Genomic DNA, 25081 nt, shown 5'->3' with positions numbered 1-25081 from the left:
CGTGCGTGGGGTGCTCCCATCCCGTCCACCGTCGACCCAGGCAGAGCCGAGCAGACGCGGCCCAGGGGCGTCAAGGTCGTTCGTGCAGTGGCGCGCTCCACCTTGACGCCCCTGAACCACGCCCGCTCCACGGTGTGTGGGTCGACGGCGGACGGGATGGTGGGTGAATGCAGAGGAGCCCGTGCCGCACTCGGGAGGCCCGGTTCGCGGGCGTACCTGACTTGGGAGTGCGCATGGACTCGCGCGTTAGGAGACTTCGACAGTCTTGCCGAACACGGCATTGACCAGACTTGCGTCTCCGGTGTAGACCCTCATGCGCTGCACGCTCCCGTCGGCAAGCGTGAGATCGAATCCGGCAGTGCCCATGAATTTGTGCTTGGCCGCAGGGGCGATAGTGGTGGTGGCAAGCGGGATCGTCAGCGCATCCTTGCCGACCCTGGCTTCCCATACGGCGTCCGCGGAGTTCGACAGGCGCAACTCGCCCCACTGCGCCTTGACCCTGCTGTCCGGCGTGACGAACAGTGCACGTAGCCGGAGTTCAATGCCCTGGTGGAAGTCGGCAACGTCCTTCGCCGAGCTGACCGGGGCCTTACGGATAGCGGCTACCCAGCGGAAGAGCGGAGCCGTACTGCCAAAGGATGATCTAGAGGAGATTGTCACGGGCGCATGCTCGCACTTCGCACACCCGTTCTACAAGCGGCGTTAGCCGCAGGCTTGCAGGCCCCATAGCAGCTGCAGCGACGTCCTGCCGTAGGTCAGCGAAGCGCCGTGCGGCAGCTGACACCAGCGGCTGACACCAACAAGCACGAACAGCAGCGGTCGGCGCTGGCTCTCAGGGGACGATTGACCGAGGCGCAGGCCCCGGTTGACCGACGTCGACGGTCCCTGTCATCGACCTGACAGGGATGAGGCCAGAGCGCAAAATTGGTGACGTCGGTCTCGGTAGACGGACACCGCGCAGGCTCCACCGACCTCAGTACTGCATCTGGTCATACACCTCCGGGCCCGACTCCTCAGGGAGCAGGTGCAGCCTCAAGTGCCGATGGAGAAAGCTCTCCAATCGTGGGAGCTCGATCGCGTCGGCTGGAAGGTCACCGCGGCGCGGACGGTAGAGCTCGACCAACTGGGCCATCAGCTCTTCGTCCAGCAACGGCACCTGATAGCGATCTATGGTCCCGATGTAGAAAAGCCAGCTGGACAGCCGGTTGGCGGGACAGTGCCCTTCACCCGCATGCAGGTTCTCTGGCTCGTGCTCGGCACTCCAGGAACCGACGTACAGGTAGGAGGCGCAACGCAAGCCCTCGTCCAAAGCTGGGGTCGGATCGTCCTTGCAATTCCAATAGATCCGAGCCTCGTCCTCGGGTATGGGGCGAGGGGTGGCTGCCAGCCACAGTTGGTAGATCTCCTCCACGACCGCAGTCTGGCATGCCAAGTCGCACGATCAACAGGCATCGAGAGGATCTCCAATGCACAGCTCTGTGCCGCTCTCGTGCCAGAACGTACGGGGACTCACGGGGAACCAGGGTTCGTCAGGGCGACGCCGCCGGCCAGCGCCCAAGGCAGGGAATCGGCAGGTCACCCCAGTAGCTGACCAGCCTCGCTCCTAAAGCGGGTGTCGCAGGTTCGAATCCCGTCGGGCACCAGTCGAAAGGCCCCGGGGCCGATCATGGTCCGGGACCTTGGTGAGCTTCCCGAGTTCCGGGCACACCTCGCTCTCGCCATAAGGTCAGTCCCATGACGACGCGTGCTTGGTTCGAGATCGATGATCCGGACGACGACTTCGAGTTCGACGACACAGAGAGAGCCTTCGTATCCGCGCTGAGCGGACGGTGCATGGCCTGGGCGCCGGCTGATGTTGTCGGGGAGGTCGGACGCCCGGACGCCTGGCAATCGCTCCTCGCTCATGTCAGCCTGTCCGACCCGGCTGAGCCCCGCCAACACCTGATCGATCTGGGTGTGCACCTGGTCGGCGACCGCGTCCGGGGGGACCGTCTACACAACCAGCTGTATCTACTCCCGGACCGTCCCAGCGCCTGGGCACTTGACGCCAAGGGCTCCACGGAACGGCTCGCCGAGCTTGCCGCCGAGTGGTTCCGCGCGGTTCTGGATAAGCCAATCGTGTTGTATGTCTGGCTCCACGACGGCTACGCCTACGCTGCCCGCTACACATTCGCCGACAGCGGCGAGACGATCTGCCAAAGCTACGTGGAGAGCATCGCCCCACCGGGCCAAGCCGCGGAACTGAAAGCAGCTGGCCACGTGCACGGCAAGGGCTGGATCCAGACCATCGGCTTGCCGACACCCTCCCTCTATCTGCACATCCGGGGCGACCTCGAAAGGGGCAGCACCATACCCGGCGTTCCGGCAACGACCGAGCGTGGACCGCTTCCCGGACTTTGGTACGAATGATGGAGCCGATCCTTCGCGCTCTGCCGTTCAGGCTGGCCCACGTCGTGCTGCGGCAAGGGAGCCGGGAGCCGGAGACCCGAGTGGATCTGTGACGCGGTACAGCAACGGAGTACAGCAACCCCAGCATCCGTCAGCATCCAGTGTCGGCCGTCACACCCCTCCCCGCAGCCTGTATGACCTCCAATGACCGATCTCTACAGAGCTACGGATCAAATGCTGACGGCCCCAACCGAGCCTGCGAGAGACTTGGGCCCATGGGGCTCGACCTGGAGCTGCACTCCGCACGGCCAACGCGAAACTGGCGCAAATCCCGAGCAACACTTCTGAGTAGCTCGTACGGGCACGGGGACGCGTTGGCCGATGCGCTCGGCTCCCTGCAACTGCTGGGGGTGCCTGGGCGGCTCACGGCTGTTGATCCGTACGGAGACACGTTGATGAACGAGCAGGAGGCCGCCGTCGCACTCACCGAGATCAGCAGTTTGCGTCAACAGTGCAGCGATCAGCACCAGGTTGCTGCACTAGACGACCTTGCAACGCAACTACAGCAGTGCGTCAACACCCCCGGCAGCTACCTGTGGTTCCAGGGCGACTGAACGCGTGCCACAACCGTGCCAGAACGAGCGGGGAGTCACGGGGAACAGCAGGCGTCCACAGGCCGTGAAGCCCACGCCCTGTGGAGGGCTCATTTCGCAGATCAGCCACCGAGTCGACCAACCTCGCTCCTAAAGCGGTGCTCTAAGGAGCCGTGGCCACTCGGCGCCTGTCGTGGCTGTCATCATCATTGGATGGCAGGCAGACAGCTACCGGCAGGTTGGACGCTGGAGGAGATCCGCGAGGTCTCTGGCGACAGGCAGGCCGCACCTCTCGGCAGCGATCGCGTCGTGATGGGCTGGCCGGCGCAAGGCGAGCAGCTCCACCCCGAGATCGTCTTGGGATTCCATGGACTCTGTCTGGTGAAGGCCGTCAACGACGACGACTGGTATATGGGCAGCCTGAACGACGACGGCAGCGTCACCTGCTGGAGCGTCTACGGCGACCTCTACGAGGCACTGCGCGGCCTGTAGCCCGACGATACCGGCTGGACGGCGCCCGTCTCAGTTTCCGTCTCATTCACCGCCGTTCATGGCCGTACCGACGAGACCCAAAGCCGTCCCAGCGCCGACGCCCGGCTGCCTATGAACCCAGGTGAACGCCCCCGCATACAGCCGCGGGCCCCACCAACACAGTTGGAAAGCGTGCACCCCAACGCACGATCGGCTTGGCCGGCGACCAGTGCGACGCGGTCTCCGTCGATCAGGCCACCGCTGAAACGCCGTGGTCCTATGCGATGACGGTAGACAAGGATTGCAGCCATGGCCTTGATCAATGTTCAGGGAGCAGCCTCAGCCGGACCGTACCGCTGTCCCTGCTGCGGCTTCATCACCTTGGCTGAGCGCGGAGCGTACGAGATTTGCCATGTCTGCTTCTGGGAGGACGACGGTCAGGACGAGCACGACGCGGCCGAGATCCGGGGTGGCCCGAACCGCGGGCTCAGCCTCCGAGAGGCCCGCCGGAACTTCCAGGAGATCGGTGCATGCGACGAGCGCTCCACACGCTCCGTACGTGCCCCGCTGCCCCACGAGCATCCCGTGAGCGGCACACCCTACGGAACAGGAACCATCCGCCCCCGCCCCTAAACGTCGACCGCTTCGTCGGCTGAGGTCCACGCGGCTGACCTGTGAAGCTGTCCAGTGGGCAGTACACGGACGTGTCGGCCAGGGGGCGCACGACGCGGCGGAGAGGGGAACCCAGGCACGTGGTTGGGTTCCCCTCTCCAACTGGAAGGGCAGTGACGGGCGGCGAACGCTCACGCCCGGTCGTTCAGATGTTGTGCGGGTCGCCTACCGCCAGGAGAGCACCGCGGCTGGTCGCAACGCGCAGGACATCCCGCAGAGAGCCGGCCAGTTCGCGCGCCAGCCGTCGCATGTCATCCGGGTTCGCGTCCTGGTCGTCGAGCGTTTCGTGGACGTGTGCCAGCAGCTCGCCCGCCGAGCCGAGTTGAACCGACTCGATGTTGTCTGCCAGGCGCGACATGTAGCCGTCCGGGTCGTCGGTGCTCAGGTAGCAGGGTTTGCCCTCCGGGCCTGACCATGGGAGGAGGCGCAGTTCGTTTCGGGGCGTCATCCTTGCGTCTGCCTCTCGTCGAGCACGTGGTGGGTGGTGAAGACCGCGTCGATGCGGTCCCCCGGGAAGGCCAGAAGCGCGGCTTCGACGACTCGGCCGGTGGCGGCGGTCGCGACTCGTGTGATCGCGAGGACCGGCGCGGCGGAGGCGATCCGGAGGGTCGATGCTTCCTCCGGTGTCGGTGGGCGAGCGCAGACCGTCTCCCGGACAGCGGCCGACGCGAGGGTGAGGACAGCGAATCTTGTGATGGGGTCCCGGTCTGCGGGTGTGTTGTCGAGCAGTCCGGCTGGTGCCAGGTCGCGCGGGATGTAGATGCGGGCCAGCCCGTGTGGTGACTCTCCTTCGAAGCTGGTGCAGGAGAACTCGGCGAGAGGGCTGCCCGCGGGCACCTTCAGCAAGGTCGTCAGATGCCCGTGGGCCTGCACCGTTGTACTGCGAACGGTGACGCGCAGGGCCGGTTCAGCCGCGGTCCGCGGGTCCAGCGTCCCCCAGCCGCCGACGTACACGATCTTGCGGGCGGGGTGGCGGACGAAGTTCCCCCTGCCGTGGACCTTCTCGATGAGGCCTTCACTTTGGAGCACTGCCAGGGCCCTCCGCAGCGTCACTGTGCTGACCTTGTGCTGGCTGGCCAGGTCGGCTTCGGAGGGCAGGCGTTCGCCGGGGCTGATGCGACCGGTCGTGATCTGCTGGCGGAGGTCGTCGGCAATGTCGTGTTGGCGAGAGGGCACGGATCGGATCACCGCCTTCTCTGCATGCGTACGGCGCCGAGCCGGGTACGCGCGTTTATGGTCAGCAGCTCGCCCGACTCGAAGAGGATTTGTCTGGCGCCCTGGGGGAGTTGGAAGAGGTCGCTCACCCGGCAGGCCCGGCCGCCGACTTGGATGATGTCGCCGCGCTGCACGGTCGTCGCGGTGACCTGGATGTGGGAGGCCAGTGCGCCGGTGGGGGTCCATCTGTTCACCGGAGCTCCTTGGCGGGCGTGGATCGGTCGGGTGTCGAGTGGCATGGGCAGCCGCACGTCTCGTAGATCACCGGTACGGCGTCCGGCGTCGTGGTCGGGGAGAGCTCCGCGCAGGCGGGGTGTGTGCCGATCCGGCAGGCGGTGGACCGGTAGGGGACGGCCGAGGCGTCCGTGACGTGCGGCTGCGGCTGTTTGCGGACAGGCATCAGAGGGCTCCCGCGAGAGCCGACTGGGTAACGGCGACCGTCGAGCGCGACCGCACGCGCTTCTCCCAGGCCAGCACGTACGGGCGGACGAGGGCGATGTCCTCGGCTGCGAGCGAGTCTCGGTGGTTCGTGTCGGTGGAAGCCCGGCCCAGGGTGAGCGTCAACGCGTCCGCGGACATGGGGAAAGCGGGAGCGGCCGGCGGTCCGGCGGGTGTTAAGGAGCGGCGGTGCCTGCCCTTGGGCGAGTGCGGCGAGTACCGCGCCCTGGTGAGGGCGACGGCTCGGCGGATACGGTTGCGCATGCTGTTCAGCTCCTATCGCTGATAGCTCGGTCCCCCGACATCGCCCGTCGTGGGGACCGTTTTGCGTACGGCCGCCCAGAGGGTGCGGCCGTTCAGGCTGGTGGCGAGGAGGCCGAACCGGTCGGCGTCGGCCACCACGTCCAGGACCTCCCGCCATGACTCGGCGGAGAGCGATTCCGGTATCTCCGCCTCGACCGTCGTGTGACTCCCGTGTTCCTCCACTTGTGTGGGAAGCCCGAGAGCGGACAGCCGGGCGGCGATGGCCGTCGCGCTAACTCCCGAAGCGGGCACAGGGCAGCCTCCGTCACCGACGATCACTTTGAGTGAAGCTAGTTAACTAGATTAGGGCTAGTGGACTAGATTTTCCATATGCCTGAGAAGCCGCCCTATCTCCGCATCGCCGACGAACTCCGGCGGCGGATCGCGGAGCACGTATGGGAGCCGGGTGACCGGCTGCCCTCTCGCACCCAGATCGGCCAGGAGTGCGGCGTGGGCGAGAACGTGGTGCGCCGGGCGCAGGAGTTGCTGATCTCTCAAGGGCTGCTGGAGGGGCGCGCCGGATCGGGTACGTACGTCGCCGAGCCCCGGCAGCGGGTGCGGGTGGTTCGGTCGGCGGCGCGGGAGCGACGCGACGGGTCGCCGTTTCGGGCCGACATGAAGGACGTCGGCAGGGCGGGGGACTGGGAGAGTCGGACCGATGCCAAGGTGCCGGCGCCTGCCGACATCGCCGCGCGGCTCGGGATCGACGAGGGCGAGCTGTGTGTCCGGACGGCTTACGAGTTCCTGGCCGACGGCAGGCCGGTGCAGTTGTCGACGAGCTGGGAGCCGTACGACCTCACGGCCGGCACTCTCGTCGTCCTGCCCGAGGGCGGGCCGCATGCCGGGGTGGGTGTCGTGAACCGGATGGCTGTCATCGGGGTCACCGTGAGCCATGCGGTGGAGCAGCCGGAACCGCGGACGGCGACCGCCGAGGAGGCGTCGTTGCTCGGCATCCAGAAGGCCGCGCTGGTCACGCACATCCGGCGGACGTACTACAGCGACGACGGGCGGCCCGTCGAGACGGCGGACATCGTGGTGCCCGTCGCTCACTGCGAGATCGTCTACGAGATTCCGATCAATCGTTGATTATTGATCGTCGGTGGAGGCGGGGGCGTCGCGGGTGTTGATGCCCCGCGTCTGTCCCTGACTCTTTCCTGCCCCCGTTCGTGGCCGGTCAGGGGCCCCTTTCAAGATCATTCCTGGGCCGTCCCTGGGCCGTGCGAGGTCGACAGAAGCTGACAGAGACCGCCCAGGGGTGACCACCCCCACCCCGCTCTGGCCTGGGGCCCCGCAGATGATCTGCCACACTGGACGTGTTATGCCTGCACCCGGAGAACTCACTTTCGTCGCCCCGCGCGGAGCCAAGAAGCCGCCGCGGCATCTCGCCGACATCACGCCCGCGGAGCGCAAGGACGCCGTGGCCGAGATCGGTGAGAAGCCGTTTCGTGCCAAGCAGCTCTCGCAGCACTACTTCGCGCGGTACGCGCACGACCCGGCGGAGTGGACCGACATTCCCGCCGGCTCACGAGGCAGGCTGCAGGAGGCGCTGCTTCCCGAGCTGATGACGGTCGTACGGCATCTGTCGACCGACGAGGGCACCACGCGCAAGACGCTGTGGCGGCTGTTCGACGGGACGCTCGTCGAGTCGGTGCTCATGCGGTACCCGGACCGGGTGACCATGTGCATCAGCTCGCAGGCCGGCTGCGGTATGAACTGCCCGTTCTGCGCCACCGGGCAGGCCGGGCTGGACCGGAACCTGTCCACCGCGGAGATCGTGCACCAGATCGTGGACGGGATGCGGGCCCTCAGGGACGGTGAGGTGCCCGGCGGTCCGGCGCGGCTGTCCAACATCGTCTTCATGGGCATGGGCGAGCCTCTCGCCAACTACAAGCGGGTCGTGGGGGCCGTCCGGGCGCTCACCGACCCCGCGCCGGACGGGCTCGGCCTGTCGCAGCGCGGCATCACCGTGTCGACGGTCGGACTCGTGCCCGCCATCCACCGGTTCGCCGACGAGGGCTTCAAGTGCCGCCTGGCGATCTCGCTGCACGCACCCGACGACGAACTGCGCGACACCCTCGTCCCCGTGAACACACGGTGGAAGGTGCGCGAGGTCCTCGACGCCGGGTTCGAGTACGTCGAGAAGTCCGGCCGCCGGCTGTCCATCGAGTATGCGCTGATCCGGGACATCAACGACCAGGCCTGGCGCGGCGACCGGCTCGGACGGCTCCTCAAGGGCAAGCCCGTGCACGTCAACCTCATCCCGCTGAACCCGACGCCGGGCTCGAAGTGGACCGCCTCCCGGCCCGAGGACGAGAAGGCGTTCGTCGAGGCCATCGCGGCGCACGGGGTGCCCGTCACCATCCGGGACACCCGTGGGCAGGAGATCGACGGGGCGTGCGGTCAGCTGGCCGCCACCGAGCGGTAGTCTGACCCGCGTAGGTACATCTTCATATTCCGACAGGGGAGCGCCACAGCGCTGAGAGTGCGGCAACCGGGCCGCAGACCCTCTGAACCTCGCCCAGGTCATTCTGGGTAGGAAGTTCGGTCATCACTCAAGCTGTTCGCCCTGCCCGGGAACCGGCGGATCCGTCCGACGGCCCCGGGCAGGGCCGCGTCTCTTCCTGGTCACCTCCAGGAGGAATCAGTGCACAGAAAGACGTACGTGGCCGCGGCGATCGGGCTCGGCCTGGTCACGCTGTCCGCCTGCGGGTCGTCCGCCGACACGGGCTCGGGGAACGGGGGGTCGGGGAACTCCAAGACCGTCACCCTCGTCAGCCACGACTCGTGGGCCGTCTCCAAGAGCGTGCTCGCGGACTTCGAGAAGCAGTCCGGGTACAAGGTCAAGGTCCTCGAGGACGGGGACGCGGGGCAGGCCGTGAACAAGGCCATCCTCACCAAGGACAACCCGCAGGGCGACGTCTTCTTCGGCGTGGACAACACGCTGCTGTCCCGGGCCCTCGACAACGGGCTGTTCCAGTCGTACGAGGCCAAGGGCCTGGACCAGGTCGGGACCGAGTACCAGCTCGACCAGGGCAAGCACCGGGTCACGCCGATCGACTACGGCGACATCTGCGTCAACTACGACAAGGCCTGGTTCAGCGCGCACAAGCTGACCCCGCCGGCCTCCCTGGACGACCTGACGAAGCCCGCTTACAAGAACCTCCTCGTCACCGAGAACGCCTCCACCTCCTCGCCCGGCCTCGGCTTCCTGCTGGGCACGGCCGCGAAGTACGGCGATGGGGGCTGGCCGGGCTACTGGAAGAAGCTCAAGGCCAACGGCGTGAAGGTGGTCGACGGCTGGGAGCAGGCCTACAACGAGGAGTTCTCCGGTTCCGCCGGCGGCAAGAAGGCCAAGGGCGACCGGCCGCTCGTCGTGTCGTACGCCTCCTCGCCGCCCGTCGAGGTGATCTACGCCGACCCGAAGCCCACGACCGCGCCCACCGGTGTCGCGGACGGCACCTGCTTCCGGCAGATCGAGTTCGCGGGGCTGCTGAGCAACGCCAAGAACACCGAGGGCGGCAAGGCGCTCATCGACTTCCTGGTCTCCAAGGAGTTCCAGGAGGACATGCCGTTGAACATGTTCGTCTACCCCGTGGTCGAGGGAGCAAAGGTGCCCGCCGAGTTCACGGCGTACGGGCCCGCGGCCAAGGACCCGGAGACGATGGCCCCCGACACGATCGCCGCCAACCGTGACCAGTGGGTCAAGTCGTGGACCTCGCTCGTACTGAAGTAGCCCCCCGCAAGGGCCGGAAGGGGAACGCGGCGCGGCTCGGGCTCATGGCCCTGCCCGTCGCGTTCTTCGGCGTGTTCTTCGCCTACCCCGTCGCGGCGATCGTCGCCCGCGGTCTGAAGGTCGACGGGGTCTGGCAGTTCGGGCGGATCGGGGAGGTGCTCGCGCAGTCCGACATCCGGCACGTCCTGTGGTTCACCAGTTGGCAGGCGCTCGCCTCCACCGCGCTCACCCTGCTCGTCGCGCTCCCGGGCGCGTACGTCTTCGCCCGTTTCGACTTCCCGGGCAAGCAGATCCTGCGGGCGGTGGTGACCGTCCCGTTCGTGCTGCCGACGGTCGTCGTCGGTACGGCGTTCCTGGCACTGGTCGGGCGCGGCGGACTGCTCGACGAACTGTGGGGCGTACGGCTGGACACGACGGTGTGGGCGATCCTGCTCGCGCACGTCTTCTTCAACTACGCGGTCGTCGTACGGACGGTCGGCGGCCTCTGGGCGCAGCTGGACCCGCGGCAGGAGGAGGCGGCGCGGATGCTCGGCGCCTCCCGGTTCACGGCCTGGCGCACGGTCACCCTGCCGGCGCTCGGGCCCGCCGTGGCCGCCGCCGCGCTCATGGTCTTCCTCTTCACCTTCACCTCGTTCGGTGTGGTGCAGATCCTGGGCGGACCGACCTTCTCGACCCTCGAAGTGGAGATCTACCGGCAGACCTCCGAGATCTTCGACCTGGCCACGGCCGCCGTGCTCACGATCGTCCAGTTCGTGGCGGTGGGCGCGATCCTCGCCGTGCACGCCTGGACCGTACGGCGACGGGAGACCGCCCTGCGGCTGGTGGACGCGTCCGGGACGGCGCGGCGGCCGCGCGGGGCCGGGCAGTGGGCGCTGCTGGCCGGTGTCCTCGGCACCGTCGTGGTCCTGATCCTGCTGCCGCTCGCCGTGCTGGTGCAACGGTCGCTGGACGCGCCCGGCTTCGGCTACTACCGGGCGCTGACGTCGTCCGACGGGGGCGCGTTCCTGGTGCCGCCGATCGAGGCCGTCGGCAACTCACTGACGTACGCCGTCGCCGCCACCGTCATCGCCGTGCTGATCGGAGGTCTCGCCGCCGCGGCCCTCACCCGGCGCGACGCCGGGCGGCTCGTGCGGGGCTTCGACGCGCTGCTGATGCTGCCGCTCGGGGTCTCCGCGGTGACGGTCGGCTTCGGGTTCCTGATCGCGCTCGACGAGCCGCCGCTCGATCTGCGCAGCTCCTGGATCCTCGTACCGCTGGCGCAGGCGCTGGTGGGCGTGCCCTTCGTCGTACGGACCATACTGCCCGTGCTGCGGGCCGTGGACGAGCGGCTGCGGGAGGCGGCGGCCGTGCTGGGGGCGTCGCCGTGGCGGGCGTGGCGCGAGGTCGATCTGCCGCTGGTGCGGCGGGCGCTGCTGATCGCGGCCGGGTTCGCCTTCGCGGTGTCGCTGGGGGAGTTCGGGGCGACCGTGTTCCTCGCGCGGCCCGACAACCCGACGCTGCCGGTCGCCGTGGCGAAACTGCTCGGGCGGGCCGGTGAACTCAACTACGGCCAGGCGATGGCCCTTTCGACGATTCTGATGGTGGTGTGCGCCGGGGCCCTGTTGGTACTGGAGGGGCTTCGGGGTGCGGATCGGACGGGGGAGTTCTGATGTTGCTGAGTCTTGCGAGTGCGACCGTGCGGTTCGGTGGGCGGGCCGTGCTCGACGCCGTCGATCTGGACGTCGCCGAGCACGAGGTCGTGTGTGTGCTCGGGCCCAGCGGGAGCGGCAAGTCGACGCTGCTGCGGGTGGTGGCCGGGCTCCAGCCCCTGCACGGTGGGCGGGTGTCGCTGGCCGGACGCGACCAGGTGGGGGTGCCCGCGCACAAGCGGGGGGTCGGGCTGATGTTCCAGGACCATCAGCTGTTCCCGCAGCGGGACGTGGGCGGCAATGTGGCGTTCGGGCTGCGCATGCACGGTGCGTCGCGTGGTGAACGGGACGGCCGGGTGGGGGAGTTGCTCGACCTGGTCGGGCTGCCGGGGGCCGCGCGCCGGGCCGTCGCCGCCCTGTCCGGCGGTGAGCAGCAGCGGGTGGCGCTCGCCCGGGCGCTGGCGCCCCGGCCGCGGCTGCTGATGCTGGACGAGCCGCTGGGCCAGCTCGACCGGTCGCTGCGGGAGCGGCTGGTGGTCGAACTGCGGGAGCTGTTCGGCCGGTTGGGCACCACCGTGCTGGCGGTCACCCATGACCAGGGTGAGGCCTTCGCGCTCGCCGACCGGGTCGTGGTGATGCGGGACGGGCGGATCGCCCAGTCCGGCACGCCTCTTGAGGTGTGGCAGCGGCCGGCGGACGCGTTCGTGGCGCGGTTCCTCGGTTTCGACAACGTGGTGGAGGCGACGGTCTCCGGGGAGGCCGCGGACACGCCCTGGGGCAAGCTCCCGGTGGGCGGGGGCGCACCGCAGGGGACGCGCACGCTGCTCGTCCGCCCGGCCGGCGTACGGCTGGTGCCGGCGGACGAGGGGCTGCGCTGCACGGTGACCGCGCGCACCTTCAAGGGCACCCATGTCGCCGTGCACCTCCAGCCGGGGGACGCGCCGCGGCTGGAGGCGGCATGCGCGCTGCGGGAGGCGCCGGAGGTCGGGGACGCGGTCGGAGTGGAGTTCGACGCGGCGGAAATCGTCATGCTCGACTGACCGGGGCGCCACTACGGTGTGACGTATGACGCTTCTCGCACATGACCGCTACTGTGATCAGATCGCCCACCAGGTAGGTCAGTTGAGAGCGGTGGTGACCTCCGGCGCGGACCTCTCCGCGACCGTGCCGACCTGCCCGGACTGGACGCTGGAGCAGCTCGTACGGCATATGGGTGGCGCCCTGCGCTGGGTGGAGCTGATGGTGCGCACGCGCGCGCAGGAGGAGATCCCGGAGGAGAAGGTGCCGGGCCACGAGGGACCGGACGCCGAGGGCGACCCCGCTTCCCTGGACACCTGGCTCGCGGAGACCGGCGACATGATCGTCGACACGCTCCGGGAGGCCGGGCCGGACGCGACGGTGTGGGCGTGGGCCGGGGTCCTCAACGCCGGCTTCTGGGCCCGCCGGATGGCCCATGAGATCACCGTGCACCGAGCGGACGCGACGCTCGCCGCCGGACTGCCCTACGAGGTCGCGCCCGACGTGGCCGCCGACGCGATCGACGAGTGGCTGGGGATCATCGAGTTCGTGCAGCGCACGGCGCCGGAACGGGTGGCGGACGATCTGCGCGGGCCCGGCGTCCGGAGTATCCATCTGCACGCGACGGACACCGCGCCCGAGCTGAACGCCGAGTGGATTGTCGAGCTCACCGATGAGGGAGTCGGCTGGCGGCGCGGCCACGAGAAGGCGACGGCCGCCCTGCGCGGTCCGCTCACCGAGGTGCTGCTCGCCTTCTACCGTCGGGTGCCGCTGGACAGTCCGGGGCTGGAGGTGCTCGGCGAGCGGGAGCTGCTGGAGTTCTGGCTGGAGCGGTCGTCGTTCGGCTGACATGCGTGTGGCCCGCCCCGGTGCGGGGCGGGCCACACGCGCGTACGCGGTGGGCGGCGGGTCAGCGGTTGCTGCTCGCGCCGCGACGGCGCATGCCGAAGAACACGGCACCGCCACCGACGACGACCAGGGCCGCCGCGATGCCGGCGATCAGGCCGGTGTTGGAGTTCGCACCGGTCTCGGCGAGGTTGGAGTCACCGGCCGCGGGGGACGGCGCGTTGCTCGCGGTCTCGGCGGGCGCGGTGGTGGTCTCCGACGCCGACGGGGTCGGCGTCTGGGTCTCGGCCGGGGCCGAGGGGGTCTGCGACGCGGGCGGGGTGGCCGGCGCCGGCGGGGTGTCCTCGGTCTTGCAGGCCGTGGACGGTGTGGTCAGGTTCGGCGAGATGTCGGCGTCGACCTTCTTGCCGGCCGTGACGTGGACGCGGTAGACGGCGTTCGGCGCCCAGTCCTCGTCGAAGGTGATGGTGACGCCTTCGCGCGAGCCCTGGACCTCCTGCTCGCCGATCTTCTTCGCGTCGGCGCCGTTGTTCTCGAGGAACACCGAGACGACTGCCGAGGTGCCGGAGGCGTCCACGTCGGTGACGGTGATGACGCCCTTGGTGCCGTCGCACTTGGCTTCGGCGGAGAACTCACTGATGTTGCAGGCGAGCGCGTTGCCCGCGACGCCGAGCGCGAGCGCGGCCGAGGCGGAGGCAACACCGAGGATGCGCACGGAACGACGTGCGGTGCGGCGAGTTATGGACACGTTTGCCCTTCACGGGATGCACAACTGCGGGGGGTTGAAGGGGAGATGAGGCAACCCCGAGGCGAGTCTCACCACCCCCAGGAGACTCACAGGTTTATAAGTGCTCTGTAAGTAGTGTCAATGCATATGCGCTTCAAGGGCACTTGCTTTGCCTGTCCATTACCCGCCGAGACGTTTCAACGCCTCCGGAGCCTGCTCGATCCGGTCAACCAGGGCGATTCGGGACTCCATCGACCGCTCCCGCGCGAGTGCCTGGAGGAGGGGCCACGTGGGCAGCTTCTCCGTCCAGTGCTCCCGGTCCACGAGCACCATCGGCGTGGGCTCGCCGCGTGACTCGTAGTAGTTCGGCGTCGCGTTGTCGAAGATCTCCTGTACGGTCCCGGCGGCCCCCGGCAGGAACACCACGCCCGCGTCCGAGCGGGCCAGCAGCCCGTCCTCCCGGGTGGCGTTGGCGAAGTACTTGGCGATGTGCGCGGCGAAGGCGTTGGGCGGCTCGTGGCCGTAGAACCAGGTCGGGATGCCGACCGAGGAGCCGCCACCCGGCCAGCGGTCGCGCACCTCGAAGGCGGCGTGCGCCCAGTCGGTGACGGAGGGCCTGAACGAGGGTGCCTTGGCGAGGAGCCGGAGCGCCTCGGTGAGCATCCCGTCGTCGAACGGTGCCGCATACGCACCGAGGTTGGCGGCCTCCATCGCACCGGGACCGCCGCCCGTGGCCACCGTGAAGCCGGCTCGCGCCAGCTCCCGGCCGAGCCGGGCGGCACCGGCGTAATCCGCCGTGCCGCGCTCCATCGCGTGCCCGCCCATGACCCCCACCACCCGGGCGCCGACGAGGAGTTCGTCGAGGGCGTCGGACACGGCGTCGTCGTGGATCGAACGCAGCATGGAGGCGAAGATGTCGCCGTCCGTCTTCGTCCGCTGGAACCAGGCGTACGCGAGGGCGTCCGGTGTCGCCTCGTAGCCCTCGTCGAGGGAGTCGAAGAGTTCGTCGGGGGTGTAGACGAAGCCACGGTACGGGTCGAAGGGGAGGCCCGGGACGGGCGGGAAGACGAGCGCGCCGGCGGCACGCACCTGGGCGGCCGCTTCCGGGGCCATCGGGCAGCCGAGGAACACGGCGCCGGCGGTGTCCAGGGTCAGCAGGGTGTCCGTACGGTCCGTCAGGTCGACTGCCTGGACGCGGTAGTGGGACAGGGTGCCCTGGGCGGAGACCACCTCGTCGAACTCGGCGAGGGACTCGATCTCGAGGTCGTGGGAGCCGTCGAACGGTTGGGCGGGTGTCGTCGAATGCACCCGCCCATGCTAGGGCGGTCCTGAGCGCGTCCGTTCGGGGCGGGTGGGCCCTCGATGGCATGGCCGTGCCGCGGGCGGGTCAGCCTTCGATCGCCGACGGGTCCATCCAGATGACCTCCCAGGTGTGGCCGTCGAGGTCGTCGAAGGCGCGGCCGTACATGAAGCCGTGGTCCTGTGTGCGTCCGCTGGCCGTGCCGCCCGATGCGAGCGCCCGGTCGACCAGTTCGTCGACCTTCTCACGGCTCGGAGCGCTCAGGGCGATCAGGACCTCGCTGGTCTTCGTGGCGTCAGTGATCTCCTTGTCGGTGAAGGTCGCGTAGAACGGCTTGGTCAGCAGCATCGCGACGATGGTGTCGCTGATCACCACCGAGGCCGCGTTGTCGTCACTGAACTGCGGGTTGATCGTGTAGCCGAGCTCCGTGAAGAACTTCTTCGAGGCGTCGAGGTCGTTCACGGGCAGGTTCACGAAGATCATCTGCTGGTACATGCGGGGCCTCCCAGAGGCATCGGGTCGGACATCGGTTCCTGATGTTCGGTGGGTAGACCGGGGGGCGTCGCGAAACTCATCGGTGGGTCAGTGGAAGTGCTGCCAGCTCCGCCACGATCAGGGTGAGCGGTGCGAACAGCGCCAGGAGCGCGCCGGCGCGCAGGGCGGCGGCACCGCGCAGCATCGTGGCCGGGGCGCCGAGGCGCACCAGCGCGGCGGTGGTGTCGGAGCGGGCCTGCCTGGCCTCGACGGCCGCGGTGAGGAGCGTCGCCACGGTGCAGCCCACCACCAGCAGTGCGCCCAGGGTGGTGAGGGGGCCGAAGGACGGGTCGTTCGGGTCGTACAGCGGTGCGGTGGCGTACATGGCCGACAGTACGGCGCAGACCACGCCGAGGGGGCGGCCGATGCGGGAGGCCTCGTTCATGAGGACGCGGCCGGCCAGCAGGCGGAGGGCGCCGGGGCGGGCCGCTTGCAGGAGGAGTCCGCAGAGGTGGGCGAGGCCCGGGCCGGCCAGGGCGAGACCGAGGGCGGTGAGGAGCCAGCCGACCAGGACGCCTGCGGGGCCGCTGGTCAGGCCGGTGGGGAGTTCCGGGCCGGTGGCGGCGACGGATCGGCTTGCGTACGCCTCCACGGCGAGGCCGGCGGCGAGGACGGCGACGCCCCACGGGAGTGCGGAGGGGGCGGGGCGGGGAGCCGGGGGGCGGTGCGGGTCGTCGTCGGTGTCGGTGTCGGTGTCGGGGTCGGCTGCGTGGTTCGTGCTGCGGTGCGGGTCGGGTGCGTGGTCCGAGGCGCGGTGCGGTGCGGGGTCGGGTGCGTGGTCCGGGGTTTGCAGGGTGCCGTCCGTTGCGGCTGAGGGGGCGATCGCGCGGCCCGGCGCGGACGGGGTGCCGTTCTTCTGTGGGGCGCCTGCGTCCGGGCCCGCCCCCGACCCCGCGGCGGAAGCCCGCAGGCGCGCCCCGAATCTGCCGTACGCCCCGAACGTCTCCGGTGCGCTCGCGTAGCCGTACGCGCCGAAGCGGCCGTAGCCCCTGGGCGATGTCCGGGTCGGGAGGGGGCGGGGGTCCTTCGGGCGCAGGGTGAGGGCCGTTGCCGTCGAGGCGATGGCCGGGAGGAGGGACAGCAGGGTGAGGGCGGCCGGGAGGGGGAAGGGGGTGTTCGCGGCCAGGAACTCCGCTGCCGCGCCGTCGAAGGGCATGCCCGTGAGATCGCCGCGCAGGTGGAGGAAGACGAGGAGCGCCAGCATCGAGCCGAGCGTGCAGGACAGCGCTGTCGTCGTCGCCGAGATCGCCATCAGCCGGGCCGGGCCGAGTCCGATCGCCGAGAGGCCGGGGCGGGGTTTGGTGGCCGGGTCGGTGCGGGCGACGGCCACCGCGAAGTAGACCGTGGCGGCCAACGGCACCGCGCACCAGGCGAGCCGCAGCAGCAGCGAGGTGGCGGGGGTGCCCGGGTGGCTCATCGCGTAGCCGAGGGTGCACAGGAGCAGGAAGCCCGTGCCCGCCGACGCCACCGCCACCAGGAGGCGGCGCAGCTGGACGGCCGCGTGGGCGACGAGGGTCAGGCGGAGAGCGAGCACGCGGCCCGGCCTTCCGTCTCGGCGACCGGAGGCAGGTGCACGGTGTTCACGCGCCGCCCGTCGAGCAGCGACACCGTGCGGTCGGCGAGAGCCGCGGTCTCCGCGTCGTGCGTGGCCAGGACGACGGTGATGCCGTGCGAGCGGGCCGCCGTGGTGAGGGTGCGCAGGACGTGGCCGCGGTCCGCGCGGTGCAGAGGGGCCGTCGGCTCGTCCGCGAACAGGACCGTCGGGGCGGGGGCGAGGGCGCGGGCGATCGAGACTCGCTGGCGTTCGGCCTGGCGCAGTTCGTGCGGGCGTTCGCGGGACTTGTCGCCGATGTCGAGGCGCTCCAGCCACTCCAGGGCGGCCACCTTGGCCCGGCGGCGGCTGGTGCCGCGCAGCATCAGGGGGAGCGCGGCGTTCTCCCAGGCGTTCAGCTCCGGGACGAGTACCGGTGCCGGGTCGATCCAGCCGAAGCGGTCGCGGCGGAGCCGTTCCCGGGTGACGGGGCCCATGGTGTGCACGGGGACGCTGTTGAACCACACCTCGCCGCTCCGGGCCTGCACCAGGCCGGACAGGCAGCGCAGCAGCGTGGTCTTGCCGCTGCCGCGCGGGCCGTTGACGGCGAGGATCTCGCCCTCCCGGACGCCGATCGAGACGCCGCTGAGCGCGGGCGAGCCGTCGTCGTGCGTGTAGTGCAGAGAGCGTGCCCAGAGCACGTCGTTGTCCGGCGGGGCCTCCATGGGCGTACACCTCGGTTCAGATCCGTGATTCCCGTGTTCGTTCCCCCGTCCGGGGGAACGAAGGCAGGGCCGATCGGTCACTGGCACGCTAGGCAGGCGACGGCGGGAGGCCGGACAGCACGCGGCCCCGGGCCGCCGTTTCTCACTCGAACGGTCGACACCGGGGCCGGTGTTGATCATTCCAAAGGAAGATCAACAGGGAGGATCAACAGGGAAGCTCCACAAGCGGGGTCACAGCTTCGTCCATGCCTCCGTCAGCGTCGCGCGCAGGATCTGCTCGATCTCGTCGAACGTCTCCTGGTTGGAGATCAGCGGCGGGGCGAGCTGGATGACCGGGTCGCCGCGGTCGTCGGCACGGCAGTACAGCCCGTTTTCGAACAGCGCCTTCGACAGGAAGCCGTACAGGACGCGCTCGGTCTCCTCCTCGTTGAACGATTCCTTTGTCGCCTTGTCCTTCACCAGCTCGATGCCGTAGAAGAAGCCGTTGCCGCGGACGTCGCCGACGATCGGCAGGTCGTGCAGCTTCTGGAGGGTGGAGAGGAACGCGCCCTCGTTGTCGAGCACGTGCTGGTTGAGGTCCTCGCGCTCGAACAGGTCGAGGTTGGCCAGGCCCACGGCCGCCGACACCGGGTGGCCGCCGAAGGTGTAGCCGTGCAGGAAGGTGTTGTCGCCCTTGTAGAACGGCTCGGCCAGCCTGTCGCTGATGATGCAGGCGCCGATCGGGGAGTAGCCCGAGGTCATGCCCTTGGCGCAGGTGATCATGTCCGGGACGTAGCCGAACTTGTCGCAGGCGAACATCGTGCCCAGGCGGCCGAAGGCGCAGATGACCTCGTCCGACACGAGCAGCACGTCGTACTGGTCGCAGATCTCGCGCACGCGCTGGAAGTAGCCGGGCGGGGGCGGGAAGCAGCCGCCGGCGTTCTGGACCGGCTCCAGGAAGACCGCGGCGACCGTGTCCGGGCCCTCGAAGAGGATCTGCTGCTCGATCTGGTCGGCGGCCCAGCGGCCGAAGGCCTCCGGGTCGTCGCCGAAGAGCGGCGCGCGGTAGATGTTGGTGTTCGGGACCTTGTGCGCGCCCGGCACCAGCGGCTCGAAGGGGGCCTTCAGGGCGGGCAGGCCGGTGATGGACAGGGCGCCCTGCGGGGTGCCGTGGTAGGCGACCGCGCGGGAGATGACCTTGTACTTGGTCGGCTTGCCCTTGAGCTTGAAGTACTGCTTGGCGAGCTTCCAGGCGGTCTCGACCGCCTCACCGCCACCCGTGGTGAAGAAGACCTTGTTCAGGTCGCCCGGCGCGTAGTCGGCGAGACGCTCCGCCAGCTCCACGGCCTTCGGGTGGGCGTAGGACCACACCGGGAAGAACGCGAGCTCCTGCGCCTGCTTGAAGGCGGTCTCGGCCAGTTCCGTGCGGCCGTGACCGGCCTGGACCACGAACAGACCCGCGAGACCGTCGAGGTAGCGCTTGCCCTTGTCGTCGTAGATGTAGGTGCCCTCGCCCCGGACGATGGTGGGGACGGGCGCGTTCTCGTACGAGGACATGCGGGTGAAGTGCATCCACAGGTGGTCGTACGCGGTTCGGCTGAGGTCCTTGGTGCTCACGGTTATCGGGTTCCCCACATGTAGGTCTGCTTCTTGAGTTTCAGGTAAACGAAACTCTCGGTGGAGCGCACGCCGGGGAGGGCCCGGATGCGTTTGTTGATGACGTCCAGCAGGTGGTCGTCGTCCTCGCAGACGATCTCGGCGAGGATGTCGAACGAGCCCGCGGTCATCACCACGTACTCGACTTCCGACATGCCGGTCAGCGCGTCGGCCACAGGGTCCAGGTCGCCCTCGACGTTGACACCCACCATCGCCTGCCGACGGAAGCCCACGGTGAGCGGGTCCGTGACGGCGACGATCTGCATCACGCCCTGGTCGAGCAGCTTCTGGACGCGCTGGCGCACGGCCGCTTCGGAGAGGCCGACGGCCTTGCCGATCGCGGCGTACGGCCGCCGGCCATCCTCCTGGAGCTGCTGGATGATCGCGAGGGAGACGGCATCCAGGTGCGGGGTGCCGTTTTTGGGCTCGCGGGGCGAGTCCCTCTGGTCTGCGCTTCGACTGGCCACGACCTCACTGTGCACGACGTCTCGACAGTTCCGCAAGGCCGTAGCGATGAAATTCGTTGTTTACGAGAGTGAGACCTGCGGATTTCGCAGCCACGAAGGGAGTAGGGGTGTTGAAAACGTGGGGCAGCCGATTAGGGTGGGTGTCTCAGTGAGTGGGACAACCGAAACAGTTCGATCTGACAGGAGGCCGGCAGTGAGCACCGAGCTGCGTCGTCTGCGCAACTACATCAACGGTGAGTTCCGGGACGCCGCCGACGGACGGACCACCGAGGTGGTCAACCCCGCGACGGGCGAGGCGTACGCGACCGCGCCGCTGTCCGGACAGGCGGACGTGGACGCCGCGATGGCCGCCGCCGCGGCAGCCTTCCCCGCCTGGCGCGACACGACCCCCGCCGAGCGCCAGAAGGCCCTCCTCAAGATCGCGGACGCGTTCGAGGAGCGCGCCGAGGACCTCATCGCGGCCGAGGTGGAGAACACGGGCAAGCCCGTCGGGCTCACCCGGTCCGAGGAGATCCCGCCGATGGTCGACCAGATCCGCTTCTTCGCGGGCGCCGCGCGCATGCTCGAGGGCCGTTCGGCCGGCGAGTACATGGACGGCATGACGTCGATCATCCGTCGCGAGCCGGTCGGCGTCTGCGCCCAGGTCGCGCCGTGGAACTACCCGATGATGATGGCCGTGTGGAAGTTCGCCCCGGCGATCGCGGCGGGCAACACGGTCGTCCTCAAGCCCTCGGACACGACCCCCGCCTCCACCGTCCTGATCGCCGACATCCTCGGTTCGATCCTTCCCAAGGGCGTCTTCAACGTCGTCTGCGGCGACCGCGAGACGGGCCGCGCGATGGTCGAGCACCCGACCCCGGCGATGGCCTCCATCACCGGCTCCGTGCGCGCCGGCATGTCCGTCGCCGAGTCCGCCGCCAAGGACGTCAAGCGCGTCCACCTGGAACTGGGCGGCAAGGCGCCGGTCGTGGTCTTCGACGACACCGACATCGCCAAGGCCGTCGAGGACATCTCCGTGGCGGGCTTCTTCAACGCCGGCCAGGACTGTACGGCCGCGACCCGCGTTCTCGTCCAGGAGGCCATCCACGACGAGTTCGTGGCGGCGCTGGCGAAGGCGGCGTCCGAGACCAAGACCGGGCAGCCGGACGACGAGGACGTCCTGTACGGCCCGCTCAACAACCCCAACCAGCTCAAGCAGGTCGCCGGCTTCATCGACCGTCTGCCCGCCCACGCCAAGGTGGAGGCCGGTGGCCGACAGGTCGGCGACAAGGGCTACTTCTACGCCCCGACCGTCGTCTCGGGCCTGAAGCAGGACGACGAGATCATCCAGAACGAGGTCTTCGGCCCGGTCATCACCGTCCAGTCCTTCACCGACGAGGACCAGGCGGTGGAGTGGGCCAACGGCGTCGAGTACGCCCTCGCCTCCTCGGTGTGGACCAAGGACCACTCCCGCGCCATGCGGATGTCCAAGAAGCTCGACTTCGGCTGCGTGTGGATCAACACCCACATCCCGCTGGTCGCCGAGATGCCGCACGGCGGCTTCAAGAAGTCCGGCTACGGCAAGGATCTGTCGGCGTACGGCTTCGACGACTACACCCGCATCAAGCACGTGATGACGTCGCTCGACGCGTAGGCCTCCGGCGGTTCGGACACACTCGCGGCCCCCTGACGGGACATCTCCCGTCAGGGGGCCGCGCCGCGATGCCTGCGGCGGCTCCGGATCGGCAGCGATCCGAGGCCGCTGACACGGCGCCCTGATGCCGCGAGTCTCAGGCGAAGGTCTTCGCGTCGATCACGAACCGGTAGCGCACGTCCGAGGCCAGTACGCGCTCGTAGGCGTCGTTGATCTGCGAGGCCTCGATCAGCTCGGTCTCGGGCAGGATGCCGTGCTCGGTGCAGGAACGCTGGATCACGAAAGCCGGTGCGGTGTCAGCCGCGGGGGAAGCCCTCGTCCCCGAGGCGGAAGACGAGCTCGGCCTCGTCGCGCTTGGTGGTGTGGGCCTCCCAGTAGAGCGGGGAGATCTGCTCGGGCTTGGCCGCCTCCAGGCCGGGGATGACGGAGACACCGATCGACGAGTCGATGCCGATGTGGGCGGCCTGGACACCGGTGCCGGCGTCGGCCAGTTCCTTGTGCAGGTTCTTCACCCAGTTGCGCAGCGCAGCCGCGGCGGCGTTGACGTTGGCGACCCGCGGGTCGGGCCAGATGGAGCCGGCGCCGGTGGTGTAGAGCAGGGTGCCCGCGCCGGCCTCCCGCATGGCGGGCAGCACCGCCTGGGTGGCGGCGATGGCGCCGTACAGCTGGAAGTTCATCTCGAACTCCACATGGGACGGCTCGGTGGTGGTCGGAGCGGTCAGTGCGGTTACGCCGAAGGTGCCCACCGGGGAGTACTCCAGGACGTCGATCCCGCCGAAGTGCGTGGCGGCGTCCTTGAGCGCCTGGGTGAGGCCGTCGCGGTCGAGTACGTCCGCGGGGAAGGCGGCGGCGTTGATGCCCTCGGTGGTGAGCGTGCTGACGAGGCCGTCGAGCTTGTCGCGGTTGCGGGAGATCAGGGCGACGTCGAAGCCCCGGGAGCCGAAGGTGCGGGCGATGGCCAGGCCCAGCTGGGGCCCGGCTCCGACGATGGCGATGCTGGTCACAGCAGGTCCTTTCTCAAAAGACATGACAACAGGAGATGGATAGGTCTATCCGATTCCTGATTCGGATAGCCTTTTCCGGTTTGCTGACGTGACCGTACCATGAAACTGGATAGGCCAATCCGGTTGTCGGGCGGCCCGCTCCGGGCTGGAGTCGCTGCGACCTTTGCCGCATCGGTACGCGTGGTGATGACCCGGCTGGCCCGGGGCGGATTTTGAACACGTTCAGGGAAATGTTTTGAACGTGTTCAACTGTGGGCGTACGCTGCCGCCATGAGCGACAGAGCCGCCCTTCTGAAGGGCATCCGCGCCTGGCTGGCCGCCTTCGTCGTCTGCCTGGTGCTCAGCGGCGCCACGGCCTTCCCCCTGGTGCACGAACTGCGCTGGACCGAGGACCTGTTGCGGGCCCTGTCCGTGCCGGAGCACCTGCCCACCCTCATGGACTGGATCGAGCGCGTCCGGCACGGAGTCGACGTCGCCGACGCCGAGTACCCCTTCCTCCTCTACGGCACGGACTGGCTGGCCTTCGCGCATCTCGTCATCGCCGTCGCTTTCTACGGGCCCTACCGCGACCCGGTCCGCAACGTGTGGGTCGTCGAGTTCGGGATGATCGCCTGCGCCGGGATCGTCCCGCTCGCGCTGATCTGCGGACCGGTCCGCGGGATCCCCTTCTGGTGGAGCGTGATCGACATGTCGTTCGGGGTGTTCGGGGTGATCCCGCTGTACGTCGTACGGAAGAGGATCAAGCGGCTCGAGGCGATGGCGACGCCCCCCGACGTCCTTGCCGTGGCGGCTACTTGAGTGCGGCCATCGCGATCCGCCGGGCCACCGGGTTCATGTCCTCGCTCTTCGCGTCCGTGGAGTTGACCGAGTAGACGAGGGTGCGGCTCAGGTCCCGGGTCCCGGCGATGACCGCGTTGTAGCCGTACCGGCCGCCCGTCTTGAGCCAGTACACCTTCCCCTCGAACTCGAACCGCTGGAGCCCCGCGCTGTAGGTGGCGCCGTCGATGCCCGCCGGGACCGTGAACATCTCCCGCAGTTGCGGCCGCGGGACGACGCGGCCCCGGAAGAGGGAGGTGAGGAGTCGCTCCAGGTCCGCGGTCGTGGAGATCATGTCGCCGGCCGCGAACCGGTCCGCCTGGTTCCACTCGGTGACGTCCACGAACTCCGTCGTCCCGTCCGCCTTCTCGACCGCCTGGTAGCCGTGGTTGTGCGGGCCGATGATGCGTGGGTCGGTCCCGGGGAAGTACGTGTCCCGCATGCCGGCGGGCGCGAGCACGAGCCGGGTGGCCGCGGTGGCGTACGGCTGCCCGGTCACCTTCTCGATCAGCAGGCCGAGGATCGTGTAGTTGATGTTCAGGTAGTGCTGCCGCCTACCGGGGCGGAACTCCGGTCCCTTGGCCGCCGCCGACGCCACGACCCGCTGCGGGGTGAGCGTGTCGAAGCGGTGCGCGTACAGCTCCGCGAAGGTGTCCCCGAGACCGTCGCCCGCCGGTATGCCGCTGGTGTGGTTGAGCAGTTGCCGTACGGTGATCGGCCGGAAGTCCCTGCCGAGCAGCCCCGGCAGATAGTGCTGGATCGGCGTGCTCAGGTCGATCTTCCGGTCGGCCGCCAGCCGGAGTACGGCCGCCGCCGTGACGACCTTCGTCGTCGAACCGGCCCGGAAGCGGGCGTCGGGGTCCGCCGCCGCACCGCCGGTCAGGTCGTGCACGCCCGCGCTGCCGCGCCAGCTGCCGTCGGTGCCGCCCACCCGCACGAGGGCCGCGGTCGCGTCGGCGTCCGGGAGGCCGGCGAGCGCGGCGCTCAGTGCCTCGGTGTCCAGGGCGTTCGTCCGGTGGGCGGAGGCCGGCGCGGGGGCGGCGAACGCGGGGGCGGCCAGCGGTCCGGCCGCCGTGAGGGCGAGTACGAGAGAGGCGGCGAGGACAGTGGTGCGGCGGCGAGCGCGCATATGAGGACTCCGGTGGAGGTCGGGTCGGTCGTCGGACGGTTCGTCATGATCTTCCGACGGTGCGTGAGCCACCGGATCGCCGGCGAGGAGGGTGTCCGCCCCTGACCGGACCCCGAGCAAGTGCCTTACGGAATAGGGGAGTTGCCGGGGTGATCCCCTACGGGTGCCGAAAAAGTGTTATCCCGCGGCCGGTCCGGTCGTCCCCACGGGTGTGATCTCCGACATTGCCGGCAGCGAGGGTGCGGCTGAGAGGGTTCGGAACTGTTGCCCCTTGAC

General features: G+C 69.2%; 29 protein-coding genes, 1 pseudogene and 1 riboswitch. Of the genes and pseudogenes, 12 read left to right on the top strand and 18 right to left on the bottom strand.

The annotated features are described in order from the left end of the window. Positions 1-246: 246 nt before the first annotated feature. Positions 247-660: a hypothetical protein gene (locus ACFY16_RS28405; RefSeq protein ID WP_390650033.1), complete on the bottom strand. Its 414-nt coding sequence runs from the start codon at positions 658-660 to the stop codon at positions 247-249. Positions 661-973: 313 nt separating this feature from the next. Then, a complete protein-coding gene (locus tag ACFY16_RS28400) occupies positions 974-1411 on the bottom strand; it encodes a hypothetical protein (protein WP_390650032.1) in 438 nt (145 codons plus the stop codon). Positions 1412-1734: 323 nt separating this feature from the next. Here ACFY16_RS28400 and ACFY16_RS28395 point away from each other — a divergent pair, with 323 nt between their 5' ends. The 4 genes from ACFY16_RS28395 (at position 1735) to ACFY16_RS28380 (ending at position 4085) form a co-directional block, all read left to right on the top strand. After that, positions 1735-2409 carry a hypothetical protein gene (locus ACFY16_RS28395; RefSeq protein WP_390650031.1) on the top strand — a complete coding sequence of 225 codons (675 nt, stop codon included), beginning with the start codon at positions 1735-1737 and terminating at the stop codon, positions 2407-2409. Positions 2410-2663: 254 nt separating this feature from the next. After that, positions 2664-3002, top strand: coding sequence for a hypothetical protein (locus ACFY16_RS28390; protein ID WP_390650030.1), 339 nt, complete (start codon positions 2664-2666; stop codon positions 3000-3002). A 192-nt stretch (positions 3003-3194) separates the two neighbouring features. Further along, complete coding sequence (locus ACFY16_RS28385) at positions 3195-3473, top strand: hypothetical protein (protein WP_390650029.1); 279 nt, start codon at positions 3195-3197, stop codon at positions 3471-3473. 288 nt (positions 3474-3761) lie between these two features. Beyond that, positions 3762-4085: a CPCC family cysteine-rich protein gene (locus ACFY16_RS28380; RefSeq protein ID WP_390650028.1), complete on the top strand. Its 324-nt coding sequence runs from the start codon at positions 3762-3764 to the stop codon at positions 4083-4085. 184 nt (positions 4086-4269) lie between these two features. Here the strand turns inward: ACFY16_RS28380 and ACFY16_RS28375 are convergent, their stop codons facing one another. The 6 genes from ACFY16_RS28375 to ACFY16_RS28350 all read right to left on the bottom strand — a co-directional run bounded on the left by ACFY16_RS28375 (position 4270) and on the right by ACFY16_RS28350 (position 6332). Further along, positions 4270-4572 (bottom strand): hypothetical protein, encoded by a 303-nt coding sequence (locus tag ACFY16_RS28375; protein ID WP_390650027.1) that lies wholly within the window; start codon positions 4570-4572, stop codon positions 4270-4272. Next, the gene (locus ACFY16_RS28370) at positions 4569-5312 is read right to left on the bottom strand and encodes a GntR family transcriptional regulator (RefSeq protein ID WP_390650026.1); all 744 of its coding nucleotides are present in this window, start codon (positions 5310-5312) and stop codon (positions 4569-4571) included. Before ACFY16_RS28370 ends, ACFY16_RS28375 begins: the two co-directional genes overlap by 4 nt. Then, complete coding sequence (locus tag ACFY16_RS28365; RefSeq protein WP_390650025.1) at positions 5309-5533, bottom strand: hypothetical protein; 225 nt, start codon at positions 5531-5533, stop codon at positions 5309-5311. The genes ACFY16_RS28370 and ACFY16_RS28365 overlap by 4 nt, the downstream gene beginning before the upstream one ends. Then, positions 5530-5739, bottom strand: a complete 210-nt coding sequence (locus ACFY16_RS28360; RefSeq protein WP_390650024.1) for a hypothetical protein — start codon at positions 5737-5739, stop codon at positions 5530-5532. Before ACFY16_RS28360 ends, ACFY16_RS28365 begins: the two co-directional genes overlap by 4 nt. Then, positions 5739-5918, bottom strand: coding sequence for a hypothetical protein (locus ACFY16_RS28355; RefSeq protein ID WP_390650023.1), 180 nt, complete (start codon positions 5916-5918; stop codon positions 5739-5741). Before ACFY16_RS28355 ends, ACFY16_RS28360 begins: the two co-directional genes overlap by 1 nt. A gap of 135 nt (positions 5919-6053) precedes the next feature. Continuing rightward, positions 6054-6332 (bottom strand): hypothetical protein, encoded by a 279-nt coding sequence (locus ACFY16_RS28350; RefSeq protein WP_390650022.1) that lies wholly within the window; start codon positions 6330-6332, stop codon positions 6054-6056. Between the two features lie 78 nt (positions 6333-6410). Here ACFY16_RS28350 and ACFY16_RS28345 point away from each other — a divergent pair, with 78 nt between their 5' ends. From ACFY16_RS28345 to ACFY16_RS28320, 6 genes are all read left to right on the top strand, one after another. Continuing rightward, the gene (locus tag ACFY16_RS28345) at positions 6411-7166 is read left to right on the top strand and encodes a GntR family transcriptional regulator (protein ID WP_390650021.1); all 756 of its coding nucleotides are present in this window, start codon (positions 6411-6413) and stop codon (positions 7164-7166) included. A 232-nt stretch (positions 7167-7398) separates the two neighbouring features. Next, a complete protein-coding gene (gene rlmN / locus ACFY16_RS28340; protein WP_390650020.1) occupies positions 7399-8505 on the top strand; it encodes a 23S rRNA (adenine(2503)-C(2))-methyltransferase RlmN in 1107 nt (368 codons plus the stop codon). 24 nt (positions 8506-8529) lie between these two features. Further along, positions 8530-8637: riboswitch (TPP riboswitch) on the top strand. Between the two features lie 87 nt (positions 8638-8724). Then, on the top strand, positions 8725-9813 hold the full coding sequence (locus ACFY16_RS28335) for a thiamine ABC transporter substrate binding subunit (protein WP_390650019.1): 1089 nt from the start codon (positions 8725-8727) through the stop codon (positions 9811-9813). Further along, the gene (locus tag ACFY16_RS28330; protein WP_390650018.1) at positions 9789-11462 is read left to right on the top strand and encodes an ABC transporter permease; all 1674 of its coding nucleotides are present in this window, start codon (positions 9789-9791) and stop codon (positions 11460-11462) included. Before ACFY16_RS28335 ends, ACFY16_RS28330 begins: the two co-directional genes overlap by 25 nt. After that, complete coding sequence (locus ACFY16_RS28325; RefSeq protein ID WP_390650017.1) at positions 11462-12481, top strand: ABC transporter ATP-binding protein; 1020 nt, start codon at positions 11462-11464, stop codon at positions 12479-12481. Before ACFY16_RS28330 ends, ACFY16_RS28325 begins: the two co-directional genes overlap by 1 nt. Before the next feature lie 25 nt (positions 12482-12506). Continuing rightward, a complete protein-coding gene (locus ACFY16_RS28320; RefSeq protein WP_390650016.1) occupies positions 12507-13307 on the top strand; it encodes a maleylpyruvate isomerase family mycothiol-dependent enzyme in 801 nt (266 codons plus the stop codon). Between the two features lie 61 nt (positions 13308-13368). On the opposite strand, the gene ACFY16_RS28315 is transcribed toward ACFY16_RS28320, so the two are convergent. The 7 genes from ACFY16_RS28315 to ACFY16_RS28285 all read right to left on the bottom strand — a co-directional run bounded on the left by ACFY16_RS28315 (position 13369) and on the right by ACFY16_RS28285 (position 20238). Beyond that, the gene (locus ACFY16_RS28315; protein ID WP_390650015.1) at positions 13369-14052 is read right to left on the bottom strand and encodes an LAETG motif-containing sortase-dependent surface protein; all 684 of its coding nucleotides are present in this window, start codon (positions 14050-14052) and stop codon (positions 13369-13371) included. Positions 14053-14211: 159 nt separating this feature from the next. Beyond that, positions 14212-15339, bottom strand: a complete 1128-nt coding sequence (locus ACFY16_RS28310) for an LOG family protein (protein WP_390650014.1) — start codon at positions 15337-15339, stop codon at positions 14212-14214. Between the two features lie 79 nt (positions 15340-15418). Continuing rightward, a complete protein-coding gene (locus ACFY16_RS28305; RefSeq protein WP_390650013.1) occupies positions 15419-15826 on the bottom strand; it encodes a VOC family protein in 408 nt (135 codons plus the stop codon). Positions 15827-15902: 76 nt separating this feature from the next. Further along, complete coding sequence (locus ACFY16_RS28300) at positions 15903-17399, bottom strand: hypothetical protein (RefSeq protein ID WP_390650012.1); 1497 nt, start codon at positions 17397-17399, stop codon at positions 15903-15905. Beyond that, entirely contained in the window at positions 17381-18121 is a 741-nt protein-coding gene (locus ACFY16_RS28295; RefSeq protein WP_390650011.1) for an ABC transporter ATP-binding protein, read from the bottom strand. The genes ACFY16_RS28300 and ACFY16_RS28295 overlap by 19 nt, the downstream gene beginning before the upstream one ends. A gap of 231 nt (positions 18122-18352) precedes the next feature. Then, positions 18353-19735 carry an aspartate aminotransferase family protein gene (locus ACFY16_RS28290; protein WP_390650010.1) on the bottom strand — a complete coding sequence of 461 codons (1383 nt, stop codon included), beginning with the start codon at positions 19733-19735 and terminating at the stop codon, positions 18353-18355. Beyond that, the gene (locus tag ACFY16_RS28285; protein ID WP_390650009.1) at positions 19720-20238 is read right to left on the bottom strand and encodes an Lrp/AsnC family transcriptional regulator; all 519 of its coding nucleotides are present in this window, start codon (positions 20236-20238) and stop codon (positions 19720-19722) included. The genes ACFY16_RS28290 and ACFY16_RS28285 overlap by 16 nt, the downstream gene beginning before the upstream one ends. A 178-nt stretch (positions 20239-20416) precedes the next feature. Here ACFY16_RS28285 and ACFY16_RS28280 point away from each other — a divergent pair, with 178 nt between their 5' ends. Beyond that, entirely contained in the window at positions 20417-21856 is a 1440-nt protein-coding gene (locus ACFY16_RS28280; protein WP_390650008.1) for a gamma-aminobutyraldehyde dehydrogenase, read from the top strand. A gap of 136 nt (positions 21857-21992) precedes the next feature. Here ACFY16_RS28280 and ACFY16_RS28275 read toward each other — a convergent pair. Together ACFY16_RS28275 and ACFY16_RS28270 are read right to left on the bottom strand one after the other, a co-directional pair. After that, positions 21993-22121 (bottom strand): annotated as a pseudogene (locus ACFY16_RS28275) (alcohol dehydrogenase); the annotation flags it as partial. 31 nt (positions 22122-22152) lie between these two features. Further along, positions 22153-22860, bottom strand: a complete 708-nt coding sequence (locus tag ACFY16_RS28270; protein ID WP_390650007.1) for an SDR family NAD(P)-dependent oxidoreductase — start codon at positions 22858-22860, stop codon at positions 22153-22155. A gap of 270 nt (positions 22861-23130) precedes the next feature. On the opposite strand from ACFY16_RS28270, the gene ACFY16_RS28265 reads away from it, so the two are divergent. After that, complete coding sequence (locus tag ACFY16_RS28265) at positions 23131-23658, top strand: hypothetical protein (RefSeq protein ID WP_390650006.1); 528 nt, start codon at positions 23131-23133, stop codon at positions 23656-23658. Here ACFY16_RS28265 and ACFY16_RS28260 read toward each other — a convergent pair. Continuing rightward, complete coding sequence (locus ACFY16_RS28260; protein WP_390650005.1) at positions 23651-24805, bottom strand: serine hydrolase domain-containing protein; 1155 nt, start codon at positions 24803-24805, stop codon at positions 23651-23653. The two genes, ACFY16_RS28265 and ACFY16_RS28260, sit on opposite strands and share 8 nt — an antisense overlap. Between the last annotated feature and the right edge of the window lie 276 nt (positions 24806-25081).

The organism is Streptomyces sp. NPDC001315, from assembly GCF_042896175.1.
Classification (GTDB): domain Bacteria; phylum Actinomycetota; class Actinomycetes; order Streptomycetales; family Streptomycetaceae; genus Streptomyces.
This window is presented reverse-complemented; position numbering and strand designations above follow the sequence as displayed.

Coding starts and splice junctions, on each gene's coding strand:
- ACFY16_RS28395 (WP_390650031.1), top strand. CDS start 1,735: ATGACGACGCGTGCTTGGTTCGAGATCGATGATCCGGACGACGACTTC.
- ACFY16_RS28390 (WP_390650030.1), top strand. CDS start 2,664: ATGGGGCTCGACCTGGAGCTGCACTCCGCACGGCCAACGCGAAACTGG.
- ACFY16_RS28385 (WP_390650029.1), top strand. CDS start 3,195: ATGGCAGGCAGACAGCTACCGGCAGGTTGGACGCTGGAGGAGATCCGC.
- ACFY16_RS28380 (WP_390650028.1), top strand. CDS start 3,762: ATGGCCTTGATCAATGTTCAGGGAGCAGCCTCAGCCGGACCGTACCGC.
- ACFY16_RS28375 (WP_390650027.1), bottom strand. CDS start 4,572: ATGACGCCCCGAAACGAACTGCGCCTCCTCCCATGGTCAGGCCCGGAG.
- ACFY16_RS28360 (WP_390650024.1), bottom strand. CDS start 5,739: ATGCCTGTCCGCAAACAGCCGCAGCCGCACGTCACGGACGCCTCGGCC.
- ACFY16_RS28355 (WP_390650023.1), bottom strand. CDS start 5,918: ATGTCCGCGGACGCGTTGACGCTCACCCTGGGCCGGGCTTCCACCGAC.
- ACFY16_RS28345 (WP_390650021.1), top strand. CDS start 6,411: ATGCCTGAGAAGCCGCCCTATCTCCGCATCGCCGACGAACTCCGGCGG.
- rlmN (WP_390650020.1), top strand. CDS start 7,399: ATGCCTGCACCCGGAGAACTCACTTTCGTCGCCCCGCGCGGAGCCAAG.
- ACFY16_RS28325 (WP_390650017.1), top strand. CDS start 11,462: ATGTTGCTGAGTCTTGCGAGTGCGACCGTGCGGTTCGGTGGGCGGGCC.
- ACFY16_RS28320 (WP_390650016.1), top strand. CDS start 12,507: ATGACGCTTCTCGCACATGACCGCTACTGTGATCAGATCGCCCACCAG.
- ACFY16_RS28305 (WP_390650013.1), bottom strand. CDS start 15,826: ATGTACCAGCAGATGATCTTCGTGAACCTGCCCGTGAACGACCTCGAC.
- ACFY16_RS28295 (WP_390650011.1), bottom strand. CDS start 18,121: ATGGAGGCCCCGCCGGACAACGACGTGCTCTGGGCACGCTCTCTGCAC.
- ACFY16_RS28265 (WP_390650006.1), top strand. CDS start 23,131: ATGAGCGACAGAGCCGCCCTTCTGAAGGGCATCCGCGCCTGGCTGGCC.
- ACFY16_RS28260 (WP_390650005.1), bottom strand. CDS start 24,805: ATGCGCGCTCGCCGCCGCACCACTGTCCTCGCCGCCTCTCTCGTACTC.